A 20,002-nucleotide genomic window follows, 5' to 3' on the forward strand; every position below is an offset into this window, starting at 1 on the left:
CTAGTGTCAACGTCATGAAACTGGTTGGCACCCGCCCGATCCGAACTGATCGGTTAGTGCTCCGGCAATGGTCTGTTGACGATGCCCAGCAAATGTATGACAACTGGGCCAGTGATACCGAGGTCACCCGTTTTGTGACGTGGCCGCCACACCCACATGTCAATGCAACGCGATCACTATTGACCGGTTGGGTTCAGGGCTATGATGATCCAGCCAGTTTCAACTGGGCGATATGGCTCGACGACGTCATCATCGGCCAGACCGCGGTCGTCCATTGGGAGCCGCAAGTCGAACTCGCCGAGGTGGGTTACTGTTTTGGTGCCCGCTGGTGGAATCACGGTTATGCGACCGAGACTCTGAAAGCCGTCATGGCGTACTTGTTCGATGTCGTTGGGGTCAACAAGGTCGAGGCCAGCCACGACCCAGCCAATATCGCTTCCGGGAAGGTGATGGACAAGGCGGGAATGGTCACTGAGGGGTTGCGACGGGCGTGCCTGGTCGGCGCGCAAGGCCCACGAGATGCCCTGTATCATGGCCTGCTGCGCAGCGAATGGAGAGGCCAGCAACGTGCCCGATCGTCGTGAGGTGACGCTTCGATGCTGGCGCGCCGCCTTCCTCATCCTCGCGTCCTTGACCGCCCTAACCTGGGCCTTCGCGGGCATTCTCAACCCTGCGATGAGCCAGTTGCATGCCTTCGTCTCGGAGTACTCCGCCCGTGACCAACCGTGGCGTTACCTCTTCCAGACCACCGATGTCATCATGGGCACGTCGCTGTGTCTGGCAGGCCTGGTCACTCTCGCCTGGGCTGGTCGTCGTCCCCTCGAACGTCAGGGGTGGTCGGGTATCGGATTCGTCGCTGGCGGGGTCTTCAGCGTTCTTGACGCCTTGGTGACGATGGATTGCTCCCCCAACCGTTCCAAGGCCTGCCTGGCTGCTCAGGAGGCCGGGCACGTGAGTTGGAGTCACTTCATCCACATCGGGACCTCGACGATCGTCGTCATCGGTTTTGCCCTCCCGATCCTGCTGCTCAACTCCACCATGACGAGATTCCGCACCTTCGGTCTGGTGGTGGCATGGGCGTGGGTCGTCTTCACCCTGCTCAATGGCATCGGGGCGATGGACTGGTTCGACGGCACTCCGATGGATTACACCGGGATCTGGCAGCGATTCAGCCTGGCCCTGGGGACCCTGTGGTGGCTGACGCTGGCGGCCGATGACATCCTCACCGCGCGGTCCATGCGACGCTCCGCCACGCACTGAGGTTTCACGTACGAAGGCTCCCGGTTGTCCACCGGGAACCCTTCGTCGGTGAAGCCCGTTGTTCGTGTCACTCACCAGGAGCCGACGACGCCGGGATGAAGATCCTTGGCCGGCGGGTTCCAGCTCGTGGCGTCAGCCTCGACCTGGTCACCGGAGCGAATGTCCTTGACGGTGTCAGGGTCGCGGCGGTCGCTGTGCTCAGCACCCGGGAACCACACGAAGGGGATACCGCGACGATCGGCATGTTTGATCTGCTTGCCGAACTTGTCAGCCCTGGGGGCGACCTCGCAGGGGATACCGCGGGAGCGCAGCGCGTGAGCGATGGCCTCCGAGCTGGCACGATCCCCCTCGGTGTTGACGGCCACGAGAACCGCCGAGGGGACGGAACGAGAGGACGTCAGCTCGCCGCGCGAGATGATCGGGGCTAGCAGACGGGTGAGGCCGAGCGAGATTCCCACGCCCGGGTAGACGTGCTTGCCGTCGGAGGCCAGGGACTCGTAGCGCCCACCCGAGCACACCGATCCCATCGACTCGTGGCCGCTCAGCTCGGTCTCGTAGACGGTGCCGGTGTAGTAGTCCAGGCCGCGAGCGATCTTGAGGTCCGCGACCATGCGTCCGGGCACGACCTTGTTGACGGCGATGACGACCCGGTTGAGGGAATCCAGCCCCTCCTCGAGCATGTCGTTGGACACACCGAGGTCGCGTACCTTGGCGATGAAGGAGTCATCGGCGGACTGGACGGAGGCCAGGGCGACACATTTGCCGGCGACCTCGTCGGACAGGCCGAGCTCGTCGGTGAGGAGTTCACGTACCGCGTCCGGACCGATTTTGTCGTACTTGTCGACCCGCTGCAGGACGGCCATGTGATCCTCGATACCCAGCCCGCGGTAGAACCCCTCGGAGAGCTTGCGGTTGTTGACGTGCATGGTGACGGTCGGGAAGCCCAGCTCGGTGTGCAGACGCTCCAGGGCCGACAGCATCACCAGCGGGGTCTCGATGTCGTGGTGTTCGGAGAGGGTCTGGTCGCCGACGATGTCGATGTCGGCCTGGGTGAACTCGCGGTATCGGCCCTCCTGTGGCCGCTCACCACGCCACACCTTCTGGATCTGGTAGCGGCGGAACGGGAAGTGCAGGTGCCCCGCATTCTCCAACACGTAGCGGGCGAAGGGCACGGTGAGATCGAAGTGCAGGCCCAGACGGTCCTTCTCGGAGCGCGAGTCGTGCGGGTCGGCGTGCAGCCGATCGACGACGTAGACCTCCTTGTCGATCTCCCCCTTACGGGTGAGCTGCCCCATGGGCTCGACGGCACGGGTGTGGATCGGCGCGAAACCATGAAGCTCGAAGGTCTCCTCAAGGATCCGGGTCACATGGTTCTCCACCATCTGTCCTGAGGGCAGGAACTCGGGAAAACCGGACAGGGGCTTGAGACGGGCCATGGAAGGAATCCTTCGACGAGTTGAGTATCTGGGCGGGTTACCCGCAGGGGTCATTCTGCCACCCCGAGGGCGACCGGGTTCATTGGCCACAACGAGGTGAGGCTGCGCGGCGACATTGGGGTGAGGCCTACCGGCGATCGAGGAACACGTTGGAGATCCGTTCCTGGGCCATCGTCGTCGGTCCGCCATGCCCGGGCAGGAGATGTGTGGAGTCGTCCAGGGGCCAGACGACGTCGGACAAGCTGCGCGACATCTGTGCCGGGTCTGCCCCGGGCATGTCGGTGCGACCGATGGACCCTGCGAAGATGACGTCACCTGACATGACGATCGGGCCGAACTCCGCGTCAATCATGCGGATCATCGAACATCCGGGAGTGTGCCCCGGAGCATGCAGGAACTCCAGATCGAGGTCGGCGTACTCGTGATGTGAAAATGGCTCGACGTCGAGAACATCCTCAGGCTCGCGCAAGGTGGTCGACCCATACCACTGCTCGATGAGCGGACGGGCGAAGTCGGACAGGGCTGCCATCGGGTCGGTGAGGAGATGCCGGTCGTCTCGAGGACACAGCACGGGGATGCCGTACTCGTCGCCGGTCTGGCGCGCCGAGCCGACGTGGTCGATGTGACCGTGGGTCAGCGCAACCGCGACCGGGGTCAGATGGTGGGTCTTGAGAGCCTCGCCGAGGAATTCCTCAGCACCCATCCCTGGGTCGACAACGACGCAGTCAGACCCTGGTTCGCGCGCCAGGAGGTAGCAATTGGCCTGAAAGGGACCCGTGACAAATGACGCAATGAACACGTTCGCCACTTTATCGGGCAAGATAGAACCATGAGTCACGCACAACCTCCGCAGTCCTTCGGCCGCGTCGATGATGACGGCACCGTTTACGTCCGAACCGGTGACGGGGAGAGGCCGGTCGGCCAGGTGCCGGACTCCACCAGCGAGGAAGCCCTTGAATTCTTCGTGCGCCGCTATCATGCCCTCGAGACCGAGGTGTCGCTGCTGGAGTCACGAGTGAGCTCCGGGACCGCCTCACCGGAGGAAGCCCGGTCGGCCTCAGGCAAACTCGTCACCTCCATCCGTGAGGCCAACGCCGTCGGCGACCTGGAAGCGCTCGTAGCTCGTGTGGAGGCTCTCAGCCCCACCATCAACGCCAAGGCCGAGACCCACAGGGAGGAGAGGGCCGAGGCCAAGGCCCGCGCAAGGCAGGCCAAGGAGGAGATGGTTGCCAAGGCGGAGGCCATCGCTGCTGGTACCGATTGGCGCGGAGGCATAGGCAAGTTCCGCGACCTGCTCGAGGAGTGGCGTCGTCTTCCCCGTATCGACAAGACCACCGACGACGAACTGTGGCACCGCTTCTCCAGAGCTCGCACTGCCTTCACCCGTCGCCGCAAGCAGCACATGGCCGAGCAGAATCACCTGCGTGAGAAGGCGCGTGTGCTCAAGGAGCAGATCATTGAGGAGGCTCGTCCGCTCGCCGATTCAACGGCTTGGGGGGAGACCTCTCGCCGGTTCCGCGACCTCATGAACCGTTGGAAGGCTGCCGGGCCGGCTCCCCGCGATGTCGATGACAAACTCTGGAAGGAGTTCCGCGCCATCCAGGACACGTTCTTCGGTGCCCGTTCTGCCGCCCAGAGCCAACAGGACGAGGAATACCGTGGGAACCAGCAAATCAAGGAGAAGCTCCTTGACGAGGCTGAAAAGGACATCCTGCCCGTCGAGGACATCGAGGAGGCCAAGGCCAAGCTCCGCGGCTTCCTCGAGCAGTTCAATGAGGCCGGTCGAGTTCCTCGTGACGCCATGAAGCGCATTGACGCCCGAGTCCGTGACTTGGAGCGTCAGGTCCACTCTGCTGAGGAAGCCGAGTGGAAGCGCACCGATCCGCAGACTCGCGAGCGCGCCCGCGCCACCGTCGACATGTTCAGCGCACAAATCGACAAGCTGAATGCCGAGGCTGAGAAAGCTGAGGCCGCTGGTCGGACCAAGGATGCCGACAAGGCCCGCGAGTCGATCAAGACCTACCAGACCTGGTTGGACGAGGCCCAGAAGGCCCTTGACGAGTTCAGCGCCTGATGACGACGCACCCCCATCACATGGTCGGGGTATTACCGGGATGGGGCCAAGGCTCAGGACTTCACACGGAAGACGTCATAGACCCCCGAGATCCGCCGGATGGACTCGATGAGGTGCTTGAGATGAGTCGGGTCGGGGGCCTCGAAGGTGAGCCGTAGCCGAGCCAGATGGGTCTTGGAGGCGCTCATGTTGGCAGAGATGAGGCTGACTCCCTGTTCAGCGAGGACGCGCGAGGTGTCCAGCAGCAGGCCAGCACGGTCAAGGCCCTCGATCTGAATGGTGACCTGGTAGCCCTCCTGCGGGTTCTCCGACCACGAGACCGGTACGATTCGCTCGGGGCGCTCGAGGAGGTCCTTGGCGTTCGAACAGTCCGTACGGTGCACCGAGACACCGTCGTTACGAGTGACGAAGCCCATGATCGCGTCACCGGGCAGCGGGGTGCAGCATCGGGCCAGTTTGACGAGCATGTCGGGATCGCCGTCAACGATAATCCCGGTCTCGCTGCTACGATGACGAGGAGCCTTGAGGCCCACTGCGAGCTCTTCCTCGCCCTCAGCTGTCGTCTCCTCCGGGCCACCGCCGAGGGCAACGAGCTTCTCGACCACCGACTGGGCGCTGACGTTGTGCTCCCCCACCGCAGCGTACAACGCGTTGATGCCGGAGATCCGGAGGTCGTCGGCCACTGCCGTGAGGTACTCCACCGTGAGCAAGGACTGCAGCGGCACACCAGCCTGACGCAGCTGCTTGGCGATGGCGTCCTTTCCGGCCTCGATCGACTCCTCTCGACGCTCTTTGGTGAAGTAGGACTTGATCTTGGAACGGGCACGCGGAGAGGCGATGAACCCCAGCCAGTCGCGACTAGGACCGGCATCAGGGGCATTCGAGGTGAGGACGTCAACGACGTCGCCGTTGGTCAGCTTGGTGTCCAGGGTGACGAGCTTGCCGTTGATACGGGCGCCGATACAGTGGTGACCGACCTCGGTGTGAACAGCATAGGCGAAGTCGACCGGGGTAGCGTCCTGGGGAAGGCCCATGACGTCACCCTTCGGAGTGAAGACGTAGACCTCCGACGAGTTGATCTCGAAGCGCAGCGAGTCCAGGAACTCGCCCGGGTCGGACTCCTCCTTGGACCACTGGTTGAGCGACTGCACCCAGGACAGGTCGGTGCCGTCCGGCTGAATCCCCTTGCCGACGGCGTTGGGGTTCTCCTTGTACTTCCAGTGGGCCGCGACACCGTACTCCGCACGCCTGTGCATCTCGTGAGTACGGATCTGTAACTCCACCGGCTGCCCACCGGGCCCCAGCACGGTGGTGTGCAGAGACTGGTACATGTTGTACTTCGGCATTGCGATGTAGTCCTTGAACCGACCCGGAAGGGGGTTCCATCGCACGTGCATGACGCCCAGTGCGGCATAACAGTCGCGCGGGGTGTCGACGAGGACACGCAGGCCGATGAGGTCGTAGATGTCGGAAAAGTCCCGACCGCGCACGACCATCTTCTGGTAGATCGAGTAGTAGTGCTTCGGTCGACCGTAGACGGTTGCCCTGATGGCGGCCTCGTCGAGGTCCTGACGGACGATCGCGATGACCTCCTTGAGCTGAGCCTCCCGCTGCGGGGCCCGCTCGGCCACCATGTGGACGATCTCGTCGTAGAGCTTGGGGTTGAGGGTGGAGAAGCACAGGTCCTCCAGTTCCCACTTGATGGCATTCATGCCGAGGCGATGAGCCAGCGGCGCGAAGATCTCGAGGGTCTCCTTGGCAATACGGTTCTGCTTGTCCGGCCGCAGGAACCCCAAGGTCCTCATGTTGTGCAGCCGATCGGCAAGCTTGATGACCAGCACTCGGATGTCGCGGCTCATCGCGATGACCATCTTGCGGATGGTCTCGGCCTTCGCCGAGTCCCCGTACTGGACCTTGTCGAGTTTCGTCACCCCGTCGACGAGAAGAGCTACGTCCTCGCCGAAATCTGCCGTCAGCTGCTCGCGGGTGTACGACGTGTCCTCGACGGTGTCGTGGAGCAGACCGGCGCACAGCGTCTGCTCGTCCATGCCGAGTTCGGCCAGGATCATCGTCACCGCGAGGGGATGGGTGATGTAGGGGTCGCCCGACTTGCGGGTCTGCCCACGGTGATAATGCTCAGCCGTGCGGTACGCCCGCTCGATGACAGCGGTGTCAGCCTTCGGGTGATTGGCCAGGACTACGGAGATGAGCGGATCCGTGACGCTCTGGGGCGATCCCGGCGGCTTCGGGGTCCCCCAGCGGACGATGCGCTCACGCATCCTCATCCGGGGCTGGGGACGCTGCTGGTCAGCCTTCGGCTTGCCCAAGGTTCCCTTGCCCGATCCGTACGGACCGTAGACGCTGTCGTCGGCCATCGGGGCACCTCCTGGCAAGTTGGACCCTCCATTCTAGTGGGATTGATCCCCTTGATGTCAGCTGAGTGCGACGAGATGTGAGCAGTCACACCCGTGCTGACAGCTGAATGGGCCTTCTGGCGTGGGAGTATCTGCCGCTTTCAGCGGACCAGACCAGACTCGGTCTGGGTGTCGGCGGCGCGGGGAACCGCCTTCCGCACGACGACGATGACGTCACCGGCCTGTAACTGACCGATCGACGGGTCGTAAAAGTTGCGCAGCACGTCATTGCGGATGACAGCCAGGAGCCGCTCGTTCTGGATGTCGGCCGGACGTGCGCCGATCTCCGTCTTGGAGACCATCCGCTGGACGACCTCCATGCCCTTCGAGCTGGACAGCAGGTCGTCAACGACGGTGCCGACGTGCGGGTTGACCGAGGACAGACCGAGCAGACGGCCCACCGCATCGGCGGAGGTGACGACGGCGTCGGCCCCGGACTCACGCAGCAGCGGAAGGTTCTCGTCCTCCCTGCCGGAGACGACGATGTGGCAACGCGGATTGAGCTGTCGCACCGTCAGTGTGGTGAGGATGGCCGAGTCATCCCGGTTGAGGGTGATGACGACCTCGCGCGCCTTGCTGATCTCCGCTCGTCTCAGCAAGTCTCGCCTCGTCGCGTCGCCTTCGAAAGCAGCCAGGCCTGACCGGTTGGCCTCGGCTACCGCGGAGGGACGGTTGTCGATGACGACGATCTTCTCCACGGGAACATCATGGCTGCGCAGGGTGTTGACGGCACTGCGCCCTTTCGTGCCGTATCCAATGACGACGGTGTGGTTCCTCATGCGCTTCCTCCAAGCACTGTCAAGCAGTCCGCGTCGCCCCTCGTTGGCCAACATCTCGAGGGTGGTACCGACCAACAGCACCAGGAAGGTGATGCGCAACGGGGTGATGATGAAGGCGTTGATGAGTCGTGCATGAGGCGCGACCGGGGTGATGTCACCGTAACCAGTCGTGGTCACGGTGACCGTCGAGTAGTAGAAGGCGTCGATCAAGGAGACGCCGTCACCAGCGGTGGAATCAACATAGGAGTCCCGGTCGACCCAGACGATCAAGGTACTGGCCAACAGCAGAATCGCTGACCAGACCAACCGCTTGACCAGTTCTCGAAAGGGCTTGGTGGTCTTGAACGGAAGCTTGACCAGGGCCGACTGCTCAAAGATGGTGCGACGGCTCGAGGACTCCATTGATTCCGACACCACGATCAGACCGTAATCACGGCGTTGACCGGACCGACACCGGCGCGGTCGAGCTTCTCACGGCCCTCGAGGGCAGACAGCTCCATGAGCACCGACACACCGACGAGCTCTCCTCCGAGCTTGTCCACCAGGGATGCCGTGGCACCGACCGTTCCTGCCGTCGCGAGGATGTCGTCAACGATGAGCACCTTCGAGCCGGGCTGAATGGCGTCCTGACGGACGGTGAGGGTGGCCGAACCGTACTCCAGCACGAAGGACTGGGAGTAGACGTCACCTGGGAGCTTTCCGGGCTTGCGCACCGGGACGAAACCGGCGCCCAAGGACAGGGCCACCGGCCCGGCGAACATGAATCCACGAGCCTCCATGCCGACAACGACGTCTACCCCGCGCGGAGCGGCATCGACGAGTTCGGAGATCGCGGTGGCGTACCCGTTGGCGTTCGCCAACAGAGGGGTGATGTCCTTGAAGGTCACCCCGGGCTCCGGGAAGTCCGGAACATCCCGAATCAGGCCAGTGATGAGGTCAGTACCGTAAGTCATTTCTTCCTCTCGGACCGAGTGGAGCGACGCGGCTGGTGGCGCTCGCTCCCAGTCATGGACGTGACGTCACCAGGGCCTTCGGCGGCGACGGTCTGCGCCGTCACCTGAGGATCCTTGTGAGCAGCACGCTCACGTCGACGCAGGATACGAGCGGTGTGTTCCTTCATGGCCGGCTCATTCTCACGCAGCTGGGTGAACACCGGGGTGGCGATGAAGATCGAGGAATAGGCACCGACGATCATGCCGACGAAGAGGGCCAGACCGAGGTCCTCCAGAGGTCCGGAGCCGAGCACGAAAGCACCGGCGAAGAGTAGTGCTGCCACCGGCAGGACACCGACGATGGTGGTGTTGATGGATCGCACCAGCACCTGGTTGACAGCGCGGTTGGCGCCCTCCGCAAAGGTGTAGTTGCGCTTCTCGATGTCCTGGACGTTCTCGCGCACCTTGTCGAAGACCACGACGGTGTCGTAGAGGGAGTAGCCCAGAATCGTCAGCACGCCGATGACGGTCGACGGGGACACCGTGAAACCGATCAGCGCATATATGCCGATGGTGACGATGAGGTCGTGCAGAAGAGCGATCAGGGCGGCAATGGACATCTTCCAGTGACGGAAGTAGGCCCAGATCTGCAACATCACCAAGACCAGGAAGACGACCAATGCCTTGATGGCCTTGCCGGTGATCTGCTCGCCCCACTGACTACCAATCTTGGAGTACGTGACGGAGTCCGTCTTGGTGGCGGTGGCCTTGGCGATGGCCCCCTGGACCTTGGTGGTCTCGTCGTTGTCGAGTGCCCTGGTCTGCACCTGGACGGCATCCGAGCCGAGACTGACGACCTCGGTGGAGTCCATGTCCGGGACGCCGGAGGACAGCACTGACTTGCGGACGTCATCAACGGTCGAGGTTGCGACGTGGGCAGGAGAACGGAACTGCACGCCGCCCTTGAACTCGATACCAAGGTTCAGGCCTCGCACCAACAGGCCAAGCAGCGAAATCGCGATGACGATGATCGAGATCGCGTACCAGAGCTTGCGGCGCTGGATAAAGCCGTAGGAAATCTCACCCGTGTACAGGGCATGGGTGAAACCATGCTTGTGCTTCTTGCCCTTCTCCTCGTAGCGCTTCAAGGCGACGGACGAGGTCATGGCATTCTCGTCGTCAGTCATGTCTGGCCTCCTCCGTCTCGATGGTGCGCTTGCCCCGCGGGGTGGATCGCCTGCTTCGCCGACCGAGCAGTTGAGCTTCCGTGACACCCATGTGCTCAGCCTCAAGACCGGAACCGCGTCGCCCTTGGCCCCAGAACTTGGTATGCCCCAGCACAGTGACGACGGGATGGGTGAAGAAGAAGCAGATGACGAGGTCAATGAACGTCGTCAGACCCAGGGTGAAGGCGAATCCCTTCACCTGGTCGATCGAGAGCACGAACAGCACGATGGCGGACAACAGGGAGACCCCATCAGCCATCAGGATCGTGCCGCGGGCTTTCCTCCAGCCAGTCTGAAGGGCGGTACGCAGAGTCCGTCCATCTCGGATCTCGTCTCTGATGCGTTCGAAGTAGACGATGAAGGAGTCAGCCGTCACACCGATGGCGACGATCGCGCCAGCAATACCAGCCAGGGAAAGCGTGAATCCGACGGCCTCGCCCAGCAGCACCATGGCCGCGTAGGTCGTGACACCAGCGATGAGCAAGGAGGCGATGGCCACCAAGCCAAGGCCTCGGTAGTACAGCAGGCAGTAAGCGGCAACCAGGATCAGGCCAATGATGCCGGCGATGATCCCGGCGCGCAGCTGTTCGCCACCAAGGGTCGGCGAAACGTTGTCGACGCTGGAGATGTCGAAAGACAGCGGCAGGGCGCCGTACTTGAGGACGTTGGCCAGGTCAGCAGCACTGTCCTGGGTGAAATGACCGGAAATCTCGGCCTGACCACCATTGATCGGGCAGGAGGCTCCCTTACTGCCATCCAGCTGCGGGGAGGAGATGACCTCGCCATCCAGGACGACGGCGAACTGGTTCTGGGGGCTCTGGCGCGAGCACAGGAAGGTGGTCGCCTCACTGAAGGAGTTCGTACCGATCGAATTGAACTTCAGGCTGACCACGTAGGACAGCTGGCCCTGTGGGATCCCGGAGTCGGCACTCTCGACCTGGGTTCCCGTGATGGCGACCGGGGAGAGCAGGTACTTGACCTTGCCCTCGCGGTCACAGGTCACCAGGGCCTTGTTCGGTGGGGAGTCGACGGACTTGGTGCACTTGAACTCTTGGAAAGCCTTCATGTCTTCCGGGGACGGCTTCCACTTCTCGGCATCCTTGACCAACTTGGCTGCAGAGGTCGGATCCTTCTCGTTGTACTTCGGACCGCTGTCCTTGGCGCCAGGCTTCGAGCTGGCAGAGGCAGGTGACGATGCCTTGGCCTTCGGATCGGCTGTGGGGAGGGCCGAAGGCCGTGAAGGCCCCGGAGTCGGGCCCTTCTCACCCGCAGGCTCCTCGGCGTAGACCATGCGGAATCCGAGCTGAGCGGTCTGGCCGACCATTTCGACGAGCTTGGAACTCTCGACGTTCGGGGCCGAGACGACGATGTTGCGATCACCCATCGTCTTTACCGAAGATTCACCGACGCCCAAGGAGTTGACGCGCTGCTGAATGATCAGGCGCGCCTGCTCGAGGCTCGTCGGGGTGGGAGCCTTGCCGTCCTCCGTCTTGGCCGTCAGGGTGACCGACGTACCGCCCCTGAGGTCCAGGCCAAGTTTGGGTGACCACGTACGCGTAACTCCCATGAGCACGTACATGACGATGATGACCACCAGGAAGATCACCAGAGTTCTGCCTGGATGGTGTGTCCGCTTTTTCGTTGCCACGTCGAAAAGATTCCTTGGTCTCGGTGAATGTCAGGCCCGGGGCTGCTCGTCATTGTCTGCAGCGACGGTGGGGTCGATAGCCGAGGTCTCGGGCGGAGTGTCAATCGCCGAATCTGCGGCGAGGGCCTCGTTGCTGACAGGAGCGGTCTGTTCCGCGACGTCGTCAGCGAAGGCGAATTCCTCCTCGTCACCAGCAGGTCGAACGATAGCCTGCTTGAGGACGCTGACCTCGACGCCAGGGGCGAGCTCTACGACGGCCTGCTTGTCACCCAAGTGGGTGATCGTCACGAAAAGACCACTGTTGAGCACGACCCGGGTGCCCTCCTGCAGGTTCGACTCGAGCTGGGCTCGCTCCTCCTGCTGCTTCTTGACCTGCTTCTTGCCCTGCCACACGGTGAATCCGATGAGCACGATGAAGAGGATCAAGATCGGCATGAGACCGCCAAGCGGGCTGGCGAGAAGAAGCATGGGGAGTTCCTTGTCTATGGGGAGTGACCGAGGTCATGCTACCCCGGTGCGGTGAACATGGTCAGAACAGGCCGCCGCCGGTGCTGTTGGAAGGTGGTTCAAGACCGAGGTGGCGCCATGCCCTGTCGGTGGCAACTCGACCCCGAGGGGTGCGCATGAGGAAGCCCAGCCGGACGAGGAAGGGTTCTGCGACCTCCTCAATGGTCTGAGGCTCCTCCGCCACACTGATGGCGAGGGTGGACAAGCCGACCGGCCCGCCCCCAAATTTGAGGCAGACGGCGTTGAGCACGGCACGGTCGAGACGGTCGAGGCCGAGCGGATCTACCTCATAGAGATCCAGAGCCGTCTCCGCCCCCTTCGGTGTGACGGGGGACTCGTCATTGACGTCGGCCCAGTCACGGACGCGGCGCAACAGTCGGTTGGCAATACGAGGTGTGCCGCGAGATCGGGAGGCGATGGCCTGGGCAGTCCCCTCAGCCAGGTCGACTCCGATGACCCCCGAGGAGCGAGTCACGATCCGCTCCAAGTCAGCCACCTGGTAGTAGTCGAGTTGAGCGGTGAAGCCGAATCGGTCCCGCAGCGGCCCGGGAAGCAGGCCTGCCCGTGTCGTCGCCCCGACAAGGGTGAACGGTGGAATGTCAATCGGGATCGCAGTGGCACCAGGGCCTTTGCCCACGACGACGTCGACTCGGAAGTCCTCCATCGCCAGGTAAAGCATCTCCTCGGCAGGTTTGGACATCCGGTGAATCTCGTCAAGGAAGAACACCTCACCGGGAACCAGGGAGGACAGGATCGCAGCCAAATCCCCCGCATGCTGAATGGCGGGGCCGGAGGAGATGCGAATCGGGGCCGACATCTCAGCCGCGATAATCATGGCCAAGGTGGTCTTGCCAAGCCCTGGGGGCCCGGACAACAAGACGTGGTCAGGGGTCGTCCCGCGTGACTTCGACGCGGCCAGGACAAGTCCCAGCTGGTCGGCGACGCGCTGTTGTCCCTCGAACTCCGCCAGTGCGCCAGGACGCAAAGCAGCCTCTTCGGCCTTCTCAGGAGGCTCGGCCCAAGGATCGACGGGCGAATGCTCCACCGAGGTTCTCCTTCCTGACGACGTCAGTCAGTGTGCCAGAGGGGTCCGACATCTCAACGAGCCAGACTGCGCAGGGCCGCACGCATGAGGGCGCCGATCGTCGTCGAGGGATCAGCCTCCTTGAGAGCAGCCACCTCCTCAACAGCCTTGTCAGCATCCTTCTCCGACCACCCCAGACCGATGAGACCATCAGCAACCTGCTCTCGCCACGGTGCCACCGGCTGGCCCGCACCGGCAGGGGTGGACCCGGCAGGAGCGAGAGCTGTCATCTTGTCCTTGAGCTCGAGGATCATCTTCGCTGCCCCTTTGCGGCCAATACCCGGCACGCGGCACAGCGTCGCCTCATCTTCGGCGCTGATGGCCGACGCGAGCTGGTTGGCGTCCAGCACACTCATGATCGCCGCGGCGAGTTTGGGACCGACCCCGGACGCCGTCTGAACGAGCTCGAAGGCGTCCCGATCGTCAGCCTCGACGAAACCGTAGAGGTTCAGTGAGTCCTCGCGGACGACGAGGGAGGTCTGCAACGTCATCGTCTGGTCGACACGTGCACTCGCAGCCGTGGCTGGGGGGCACAGCACCTTGACGCCAATTCCGTGGTTGTCGAGGACGACCCAGGTAGGGCCGGCCGCGCTCACAGTGCCGGAAAGATGGGAGATCACCGGGCAAGATCCTTCCAGGAACGAGGTGCCGGACGGCTACGACGTTGGGCTGCCATGGCAGCTTCGATGCGATTGGTGGCTCCGCCCCGCCACAGATGACAGATCGCCAGGGCCACGGCGTCGGCGGCGTCAGCCGGTTTCGGTGGGGCTGACAACCGCAGCACCCGCGCAACCATGAGACCCACCTGCGCCTTGTCAGCACGCCCCGAACCAGAGATGGCCGCCTTGACCTCGCTCGGGGTGTGCAGGGCAACCGGCAGGCCGTGGCGAGCAGCAATCATCATCGCCATGCCTGCGGCCTGGGCGGTACCGGTGACGGTGTTGCGGTTGTGCTGGGCAAACACCCGCTCGACGGCGATGGCGTCAGGACGGGTGCGGTCGCGCCATTCCTCCAACCCATCATGTATGCGCAGGAGGCGATGGGCGTGATCCAGATCCGCAGGAGTACGAATGACACCGACGGCAATGAGCTTCAACGGGACGCCGGCGCCGCCTTCGACGACCCCAACCCCGCATCGAGTCAAACCGGGGTCGACCCCCATGACCCGCCTGACAAGCGAGTTGGGGGTCGACTCTGGGATGATCACTCGTCCTCGTCGAGAGCCGCAGCAACCTCGGCGGGGATGTCAGCGTTGGAGAAGACGTTCTGGACGTCGTCAAGGTCCTCGAGGGCATCCAGGATCTTGTAGAGCTTGCGAGCATCGTCGAGCTCGACGGGCTGGGTGAAGTCCGGTTTGAAGGAGACCTCGGCCGAATCGTAGTCGATGCCGGCGTCCTGGACGGCCTTGCGGACGTCAACGACGGCGTTGGGGTCGGAGACAATCTCGAAGACGTCGCCCTCGTCGACGATGTCCTCGGGCTCGGCGTCCATGGTGGCCTCCATGAGCTGGTCCTCGTCCACCTCACGGGTCTCGGTCTTGCGTCCCTCCTCGACCTCGTAGGTCTTCGAGACCGCCACGACGCCCTTGCGCTGGAACAGACGCTGCACCGAACCACCGTCGGCCATGGTGCCACCATTGCGGGTGACGGCGACACGAACGTCGGAGACGGCACGGTTACGGTTGTCGGTCAGGCACTCGATGAGGATGGCGACACCGGCAGGGCCATAGGCCTCGTACATGATGGTCTCGTAGTTGACGGCGTCGGCACCCTCACCGGATCCACGCTTGACGGCGCGGGTGATGTTGTCGTTGGGGACCGAGTTCTTCTTCGCCTTCTGAATGGCGTCGTAGAGGGTCGGGTTGCCCGACGGGTCTCCACCGCCGAGCCGTGCCGCCACCTCGATGTTCTTGATCAGGCGGGCGAACAACTTGCCGCGCTTGGCGTCGATTGCCGCCTTCTTGTGCTTGGTGGTGGCCCACTTGGAGTGACCGCTCATGAACGGTGTCTCCCTTCCTCGAATGTCGCAGTTGTCGGCCCAGAGGGGCCAAGCATTCGGCGCAGGACGAGCCCACGCACACAGTGAAACAGTCTACACTTCTCGCCCGACAGCGACTCGGGGTGAAAAGAGCGGACGATGGGCTGACCGTCAGCCAGCGTCGGGAACGGGGGAAGAATCTGCCGGAATCGGTGCCCGGCACACCTCGAGGGCCTCCGGCAGGGTGAAGTTGCCCACGTAAAGAGCTGTTCCCACGACGGCTCCCTCCACCCCGATCGGGACCAGTCCGCGCAGGCGGCGCAGGTCCTCAAGGGCGGCGATGCCTCCAGACGCGACGACGGTTCCTTGAGTGCGCGCGCAGATTCGGCCCAGGAGCTCGTAGTTCGGTCCAGTCAACATACCGTCGCTCGCCACGTCGGTGATGACGTAGCGCTTGCACCCGGCCTCCTCCAGACGAGCCAGGACATCGAGAACCTTGCCACCCTCGCGAGTCCAGCCGCGCGCCGCGAGCCGGTCCCCCTTGACGTCCAGACCGATGGCAACCTGTTCGCCGTAGCGGCCCACGACCTCGTCGCACCAGGCGGGATTCTCCAGAGCGGCGGTACCGATGTTCACGCGGGTGGCGCCAGCTGACAGAGCCGATTCGAGGCTCTTCTGATCTCGGATACCGCCGGACACCTCGACGTTGATGTCCATCTGCTCGACGATACTGCTGATGATCTCGGTGTTGGATCCACGCCCGAAGGCGGCGTCGAGGTCGACCAGGTGAATCCACTGGGCTCCCAGACTTCGCCACTTGTGAGCCACCTCCAGGGGATCGCCGAACACGCGTTCGGAACTGGCCACCCCCTGTTGCAGCTGGACGGCGCGTCCGCCCTGGACATCAACGGCTGGAAGTAGTGTGAGTTCTCCGGTCACGAGGGTCAGGGTATCAACACACCCGATCGAGCCAGCGTTCGAGCAGGGCCAAGCCTGCCGTCCCGGACTTCTCGGGATGGAACTGGGTCGAGGTCACCGGGCCAACCTCAGCGGCGGCCACGAAGGTCGCACCTTGGTGGGTCGCCGCGGTGAAGTGGTCGTCAGGCCCGTGGACGAGCACCCCGTAGGAGTGGACGAAGTAGAACCGCTCGTCATCGACATGTTGGAACAGGGCCGTCCGGGTGGCTGGTTGCACGGTGTTCCACCCCATGTGTGGCAGCCGGTCAACAGGCAGCTCCTCGACGGCACCAGGCAGTACCCCGAGACACTCGACGTCAACGCCGCGCTCGCTGCCACGCTCGAAGAGCATCTGATGGCCCACACAGATCCCGAGCAGAGGCCGTCCCTCGTCAACCCAACGATGCACCAGGTGGTCCCCACCCATGGCGCGCAAGCCTGCCATGCAGGCCGCCAGCGCGCCCACTCCCGGGAGGACGAGGGCGTCATTGTCGAGCAGAATGCCCGGATCCCTGGAAACCGTGACGGTGGCACCGGCCTTGCGCAAGGCACGCTCGGCCGAGTGCAGGTTTCCCGACCCGTGATCGATGATGCCGACCCGCACCAGATCAGACATCAAGAGCGCCCTTGGTGCTGGGGACACAGTCGGCATTGCGCGGATCCAGGGCCACAGCGATCCTCAGAGCGCGGGCCAGAGCCTTGTACTGGGCCTCGCAGATGTGGTGGGGGTCGCGTCCGGCCAGCAGCCGCAGATGCACGCACAGGCCGGCATTGAAGGCCAGTGACTGCACGACGTGATAGGTCATGGATCCCTGGTAGGCAACGCCGGAACCGCCGATACGGGCGTAGATCTGCCCCTCCGGCTCTCCGGTGCACTCCGCCCACGGGCGACCGGCGACGTCGACGACGCACTGGGCAAGGGCCTCGTCGAGGGGAACCATGGCATCACCGAAGCGAGTGATCCCCCGCTTGTCACCGAGGGCCTGGGCCAAGGCCTGTCCCAGCGCGATGGCGGTGTCCTCGACGCTGTGATGGCCGTCGATCTCGACGTCACCGGTGGTGGTGATCGTCATGTCGACGCCTGAGTGCTTCGAGAAAGCCGTGAGCATGTGGTCGTAGAAACCGACCCCGCTGGAGATGGTCGACTCGCCGCTACCATCCAGATCGATGGAGACGTCAACGTTGGACTCCAAGGTCTCGCGGTGAACGTGAGCACAGCGGTGGGTCATCAATCCTCCTCGGGATCGAGTCGACGAGCAGTCACAAGGATGTCGAGCAGTGCAGCCCGGAAGGCTTCGGTCTCGCGAGGAGTTCCGGCGCAGACACGTAGGTACCCGGTCGGGCCCACCTCACGGACGAGAACACCGTGATCGAGAAGGTCCTGGAAGACCGCGTGACGATCGGCAAACCTCCCGAACAGGACGAAGTTCGACTGGGACGAGACGACGTCCAATCCGTGCGCGCGCAGCCAGTCCTCGAGGCTGGCACGGGTCTCACGTAGTTCGTCGACCCGAGCGAGCATCTCGGGAGCATGGGCCAGAGCGACCCGGGCCACCGCCTGGGACACCTCCGAGAGGTGGTAGGGCAACCGGACGATCCGTAGGGCGTCAATCACGGCAGGGGCAGCAACGGCATATCCGAGACGCCCCCCGGCCAAGGCAAAGGCCTTCGAGAGGGTACGCACCACGATGAGGCGTCCGTGCTTGGGAAGCAGGGCGATCGCCGAATCCTCCGGGGCATCGGTGAATTCCTGGTAGGCCTCATCCACGACGACAATCGCGTCGGTGGCCGAACAGACCTCATCGATGACCGCCACTGGGATGGTGGTGCCCGTCGGGTTGTTCGGCGTGGTCAGCAGGACGACGTCCGGCTTGACCTCCTCGATGGCACTCACGATGTCGTCAGTCGTCAGACCGTAGGAGGCATTGCGAGGTCGGGTGACGTAGTCAGTGTGAGTGTTCCGGGCGTACTCGGGATACATGGAGTAGGTCGGCGTGAAGGTCAGGAGAGTACGATCCGGGCCACCGAAAGCCTGCAGGATGTGAGTCATGACCTCGTTGGACCCATTGGCCGGCCAGATCTGATCGCCGCTGACCCCGAATCCGATATACCTGGCCAGGTCCTCGCGCAAAGCCGTGGCCTCTCGGTCCGGGTAGCGATTCAGCCCCTTGCCGGCATTGGAGATGGCCTTGGCCATGTCCTTGCGCACCGATTCCGACGGCGGGTAAGGGTTCTCGTTGACGTTGAGACATACCGGGACGTCGAGCTGCGGGGCACCATAGGGCTTCTCCCCCACCAGTTCGGGACGAAGCGGCAGATCAGCCAGTTGAATGGAGTTCGACTGCGGTTTGGCCACCGGACGGGGGTGGGTCGTGTGTCGACGCTGGGTCATCGCGGCCTCCTCACGGTGATGGCATTGGCATGGCCGGGCAGGTTCTCGGCCACGGCGAACTTCTCGACGGAATCGGCGAGATCGAGCAGGGCGTCCTCGGTGTAGTCAATGACGTGGACCGCTCGCATGAAGGAACGCATCGACAGTCCCGAGGAGTGGCAGGCAGCACCCGCCGTCGGCAGCACGTGGGTGGATCCAGCCGAGTAGTCGCCCAGGGACACCGGGGACCAAGGACCGACGAAGATGGCACCGGCGTTGTGGACTCGCGCTGCTACCGCGGCGGCATCGGCCGTCTGGATTTCTAAGTGCTCTGCAGCATAGGCGTCAACGACCTCAAGACCTTGGTGAATGTCACGCACCATGACGACGGCAGACTGTGTGGAGGTCAGTGAGGTACGGATCCGCTCGGAGTGCAAGGTGGCCTCGACCATCGGGGTCAGTTCCTTCTCCACGGCGTCGACCAGCTCGGTGGAATCGGTGACGAGAACAGCTGCGGCGAGCGGGTCGTGTTCGGCCTGGCTCATGAGGTCGGCAGCGACGTGACGTGGATCAGCGGTCCGGTCGGCCAGGATGGCGATCTCGGTGGGGCCAGCCTCCGAGTCGATGCCGACAGTGCCACGCAGGTAACGCTTGGCAGCAACCACATAAATGTTGCCCGGCCCGGTGACCATGTCAACCCGCGGACAGGAATCGGCCTCATCGGGGCCATCGACACCGTGGGCGAACATGGCGATGGCCTGGGCGCCGCCGACAGCATAGACCTCATCAACCCCGAGCAGGTGGCACAGAGCAAGGATGTTGGGGTGCGGCAGGCCACCGAACTCAGCCTGTGGCGGGGATGCCACCGCGATCGAGGACACGCCGGCTTCCTGGGCCGGGACGACGTTCATGATGACTGAGGAGGCCAGCGGGGCAAATCCGCCAGGGACGTAGAGACCCACTCGACCGACGGGGACGATGCGTTGGCTCACACGAGCGCCAGCAGCCACCTCGACCGGTGCCGACGAGGTCTCCACCTCAGCCTCCCGACAGACCTGACGACGTCGACGAATGGACTCAGTGAAGGCCTGACGCAAGGTGCCGTCAAGATCGGCAGCAGCCTCGGACAGGGCCTGCGCCGGAACCCTCAAATGATCCGGAACCACATGGTCGAACTTCTCGCTGTATTCGCGCAGAGCCTCGGCGCCACGGTCCCTGACCGCAGCGCTGACGGGGATGACGGCCGCCACCGCGGCATCGACGTCAAAGTCAGCGCGCGGCACGGCGCGACGCAGGTCGCCAGTGGTTTCATGGGTCAGATCGACGATTCTCAGCAC

The 20,002-nt window shown here is 63.6% G+C and carries 20 protein-coding genes; 3 read left to right on the top strand and 17 right to left on the bottom strand.

Going from position 1 to position 20,002, the window contains the following annotated elements; translation table 11 throughout:
* The first annotated feature begins 14 nt into the window (after positions 1-14).
* Both ACUCCZ_RS05035 and ACUCCZ_RS05040 read left to right on the top strand, forming a co-directional pair.
* Positions 15-584: a GNAT family N-acetyltransferase gene (locus tag ACUCCZ_RS05035; RefSeq protein WP_036975979.1), complete on the top strand. Its 570-nt coding sequence runs from the start codon at positions 15-17 to the stop codon at positions 582-584.
* The gene (locus ACUCCZ_RS05040) at positions 568-1,260 is read left to right on the top strand and encodes a DUF998 domain-containing protein (RefSeq protein WP_435916533.1); all 693 of its coding nucleotides are present in this window, start codon (positions 568-570) and stop codon (positions 1,258-1,260) included. The genes ACUCCZ_RS05035 and ACUCCZ_RS05040 overlap by 17 nt, the downstream gene beginning before the upstream one ends.
* 71 nt (positions 1,261-1,331) lie before the next feature.
* Here ACUCCZ_RS05040 and hisS read toward each other — a convergent pair whose 3' ends face one another.
* Both hisS and ACUCCZ_RS05050 read right to left on the bottom strand, forming a co-directional pair.
* Positions 1,332-2,696, bottom strand: a complete 1,365-nt coding sequence (gene hisS / locus ACUCCZ_RS05045) for a histidine--tRNA ligase (protein ID WP_435916534.1) — start codon at positions 2,694-2,696, stop codon at positions 1,332-1,334.
* A gap of 127 nt (positions 2,697-2,823) precedes the next feature.
* Complete coding sequence (locus ACUCCZ_RS05050) at positions 2,824-3,495, bottom strand: MBL fold metallo-hydrolase (protein ID WP_435916535.1); 672 nt, start codon at positions 3,493-3,495, stop codon at positions 2,824-2,826.
* Between the two features lie 30 nt (positions 3,496-3,525).
* Here ACUCCZ_RS05050 and ACUCCZ_RS05055 point away from each other — a divergent pair, with 30 nt between their 5' ends.
* A complete protein-coding gene (locus tag ACUCCZ_RS05055; protein ID WP_435916536.1) occupies positions 3,526-4,770 on the top strand; it encodes a DUF349 domain-containing protein in 1,245 nt (414 codons plus the stop codon).
* A gap of 53 nt (positions 4,771-4,823) precedes the next feature.
* On the opposite strand, the gene ACUCCZ_RS05060 is transcribed toward ACUCCZ_RS05055, so the two are convergent.
* The 15 genes from ACUCCZ_RS05060 to hisD all read right to left on the bottom strand — a co-directional run bounded on the left by ACUCCZ_RS05060 (position 4,824) and on the right by hisD (position 20,002).
* On the bottom strand, positions 4,824-7,145 hold the full coding sequence (locus ACUCCZ_RS05060; protein ID WP_435916537.1) for a RelA/SpoT family protein: 2,322 nt from the start codon (positions 7,143-7,145) through the stop codon (positions 4,824-4,826).
* A 140-nt stretch (positions 7,146-7,285) separates the two neighbouring features.
* A complete protein-coding gene (locus ACUCCZ_RS05065) occupies positions 7,286-8,380 on the bottom strand; it encodes a potassium channel family protein (protein ID WP_435916538.1) in 1,095 nt (364 codons plus the stop codon).
* Positions 8,381-8,382: 2 nt separating this feature from the next.
* The gene (locus ACUCCZ_RS05070) at positions 8,383-8,916 is read right to left on the bottom strand and encodes an adenine phosphoribosyltransferase (RefSeq protein WP_435916539.1); all 534 of its coding nucleotides are present in this window, start codon (positions 8,914-8,916) and stop codon (positions 8,383-8,385) included.
* Entirely contained in the window at positions 8,913-10,082 is a 1,170-nt protein-coding gene (gene secF / locus ACUCCZ_RS05075) for a protein translocase subunit SecF (RefSeq protein WP_435916540.1), read from the bottom strand. Before secF ends, ACUCCZ_RS05070 begins: the two co-directional genes overlap by 4 nt.
* Positions 10,075-11,727, bottom strand: coding sequence for a protein translocase subunit SecD (secD, locus tag ACUCCZ_RS05080; protein ID WP_435917004.1), 1,653 nt, complete (start codon positions 11,725-11,727; stop codon positions 10,075-10,077). The genes secF and secD overlap by 8 nt, the downstream gene beginning before the upstream one ends.
* Before the next feature lie 72 nt (positions 11,728-11,799).
* Positions 11,800-12,237, bottom strand: coding sequence for a preprotein translocase subunit YajC (gene yajC, locus ACUCCZ_RS05085; RefSeq protein ID WP_435916541.1), 438 nt, complete (start codon positions 12,235-12,237; stop codon positions 11,800-11,802).
* Positions 12,238-12,298: 61 nt separating this feature from the next.
* Complete coding sequence (gene ruvB / locus ACUCCZ_RS05090) at positions 12,299-13,321, bottom strand: Holliday junction branch migration DNA helicase RuvB (protein WP_435916542.1); 1,023 nt, start codon at positions 13,319-13,321, stop codon at positions 12,299-12,301.
* A 53-nt stretch (positions 13,322-13,374) separates the two neighbouring features.
* Positions 13,375-13,980 carry a Holliday junction branch migration protein RuvA gene (ruvA, locus tag ACUCCZ_RS05095; protein WP_435916543.1) on the bottom strand — a complete coding sequence of 202 codons (606 nt, stop codon included), beginning with the start codon at positions 13,978-13,980 and terminating at the stop codon, positions 13,375-13,377.
* Positions 13,977-14,522, bottom strand: a complete 546-nt coding sequence (gene ruvC, locus ACUCCZ_RS05100; RefSeq protein ID WP_435916544.1) for a crossover junction endodeoxyribonuclease RuvC — start codon at positions 14,520-14,522, stop codon at positions 13,977-13,979. The genes ruvA and ruvC overlap by 4 nt, the downstream gene beginning before the upstream one ends.
* A 41-nt stretch (positions 14,523-14,563) precedes the next feature.
* Positions 14,564-15,358, bottom strand: a complete 795-nt coding sequence (locus ACUCCZ_RS05105; RefSeq protein ID WP_435916545.1) for a YebC/PmpR family DNA-binding transcriptional regulator — start codon at positions 15,356-15,358, stop codon at positions 14,564-14,566.
* Between the two features lie 150 nt (positions 15,359-15,508).
* Positions 15,509-16,276 carry a bifunctional 1-(5-phosphoribosyl)-5-((5-phosphoribosylamino)methylideneamino)imidazole-4-carboxamide isomerase/phosphoribosylanthranilate isomerase PriA gene (priA, locus tag ACUCCZ_RS05110; RefSeq protein WP_435916546.1) on the bottom strand — a complete coding sequence of 256 codons (768 nt, stop codon included), beginning with the start codon at positions 16,274-16,276 and terminating at the stop codon, positions 15,509-15,511.
* Positions 16,277-16,289: 13 nt separating this feature from the next.
* Complete coding sequence (hisH, locus tag ACUCCZ_RS05115) at positions 16,290-16,910, bottom strand: imidazole glycerol phosphate synthase subunit HisH (RefSeq protein ID WP_435916547.1); 621 nt, start codon at positions 16,908-16,910, stop codon at positions 16,290-16,292.
* On the bottom strand, positions 16,903-17,523 hold the full coding sequence (gene hisB, locus ACUCCZ_RS05120; protein WP_435916548.1) for an imidazoleglycerol-phosphate dehydratase HisB: 621 nt from the start codon (positions 17,521-17,523) through the stop codon (positions 16,903-16,905). The genes hisH and hisB overlap by 8 nt, the downstream gene beginning before the upstream one ends.
* Positions 17,523-18,650, bottom strand: a complete 1,128-nt coding sequence (locus ACUCCZ_RS05125; RefSeq protein ID WP_435917005.1) for a histidinol-phosphate transaminase — start codon at positions 18,648-18,650, stop codon at positions 17,523-17,525. The genes hisB and ACUCCZ_RS05125 overlap by 1 nt, the downstream gene beginning before the upstream one ends.
* Positions 18,651-18,682: 32 nt before the next feature.
* Complete coding sequence (hisD, locus tag ACUCCZ_RS05130) at positions 18,683-20,002, bottom strand: histidinol dehydrogenase (protein ID WP_435916549.1); 1,320 nt, start codon at positions 20,000-20,002, stop codon at positions 18,683-18,685.

Source organism: Cutibacterium nasicola (genome assembly GCF_052654715.2).

Coding starts and splice junctions, on each gene's coding strand:
- ACUCCZ_RS05035 (WP_036975979.1), top strand. CDS start 15: ATGAAACTGGTTGGCACCCGCCCGATCCGAACTGATCGGTTAGTGCTC.
- hisS (WP_435916534.1), bottom strand. CDS start 2,696: ATGGCCCGTCTCAAGCCCCTGTCCGGTTTTCCCGAGTTCCTGCCCTCA.
- ACUCCZ_RS05055 (WP_435916536.1), top strand. CDS start 3,526: ATGAGTCACGCACAACCTCCGCAGTCCTTCGGCCGCGTCGATGATGAC.
- ACUCCZ_RS05060 (WP_435916537.1), bottom strand. CDS start 7,145: ATGGCCGACGACAGCGTCTACGGTCCGTACGGATCGGGCAAGGGAACC.
- ACUCCZ_RS05070 (WP_435916539.1), bottom strand. CDS start 8,916: ATGACTTACGGTACTGACCTCATCACTGGCCTGATTCGGGATGTTCCG.
- secF (WP_435916540.1), bottom strand. CDS start 10,082: ATGACTGACGACGAGAATGCCATGACCTCGTCCGTCGCCTTGAAGCGC.
- yajC (WP_435916541.1), bottom strand. CDS start 12,237: ATGCTTCTTCTCGCCAGCCCGCTTGGCGGTCTCATGCCGATCTTGATC.
- ruvC (WP_435916544.1), bottom strand. CDS start 14,522: ATGGGGGTCGACCCCGGTTTGACTCGATGCGGGGTTGGGGTCGTCGAA.
- ACUCCZ_RS05105 (WP_435916545.1), bottom strand. CDS start 15,358: ATGAGCGGTCACTCCAAGTGGGCCACCACCAAGCACAAGAAGGCGGCA.
- hisH (WP_435916547.1), bottom strand. CDS start 16,910: ATGTCTGATCTGGTGCGGGTCGGCATCATCGATCACGGGTCGGGAAAC.
- hisB (WP_435916548.1), bottom strand. CDS start 17,523: ATGACCCACCGCTGTGCTCACGTTCACCGCGAGACCTTGGAGTCCAAC.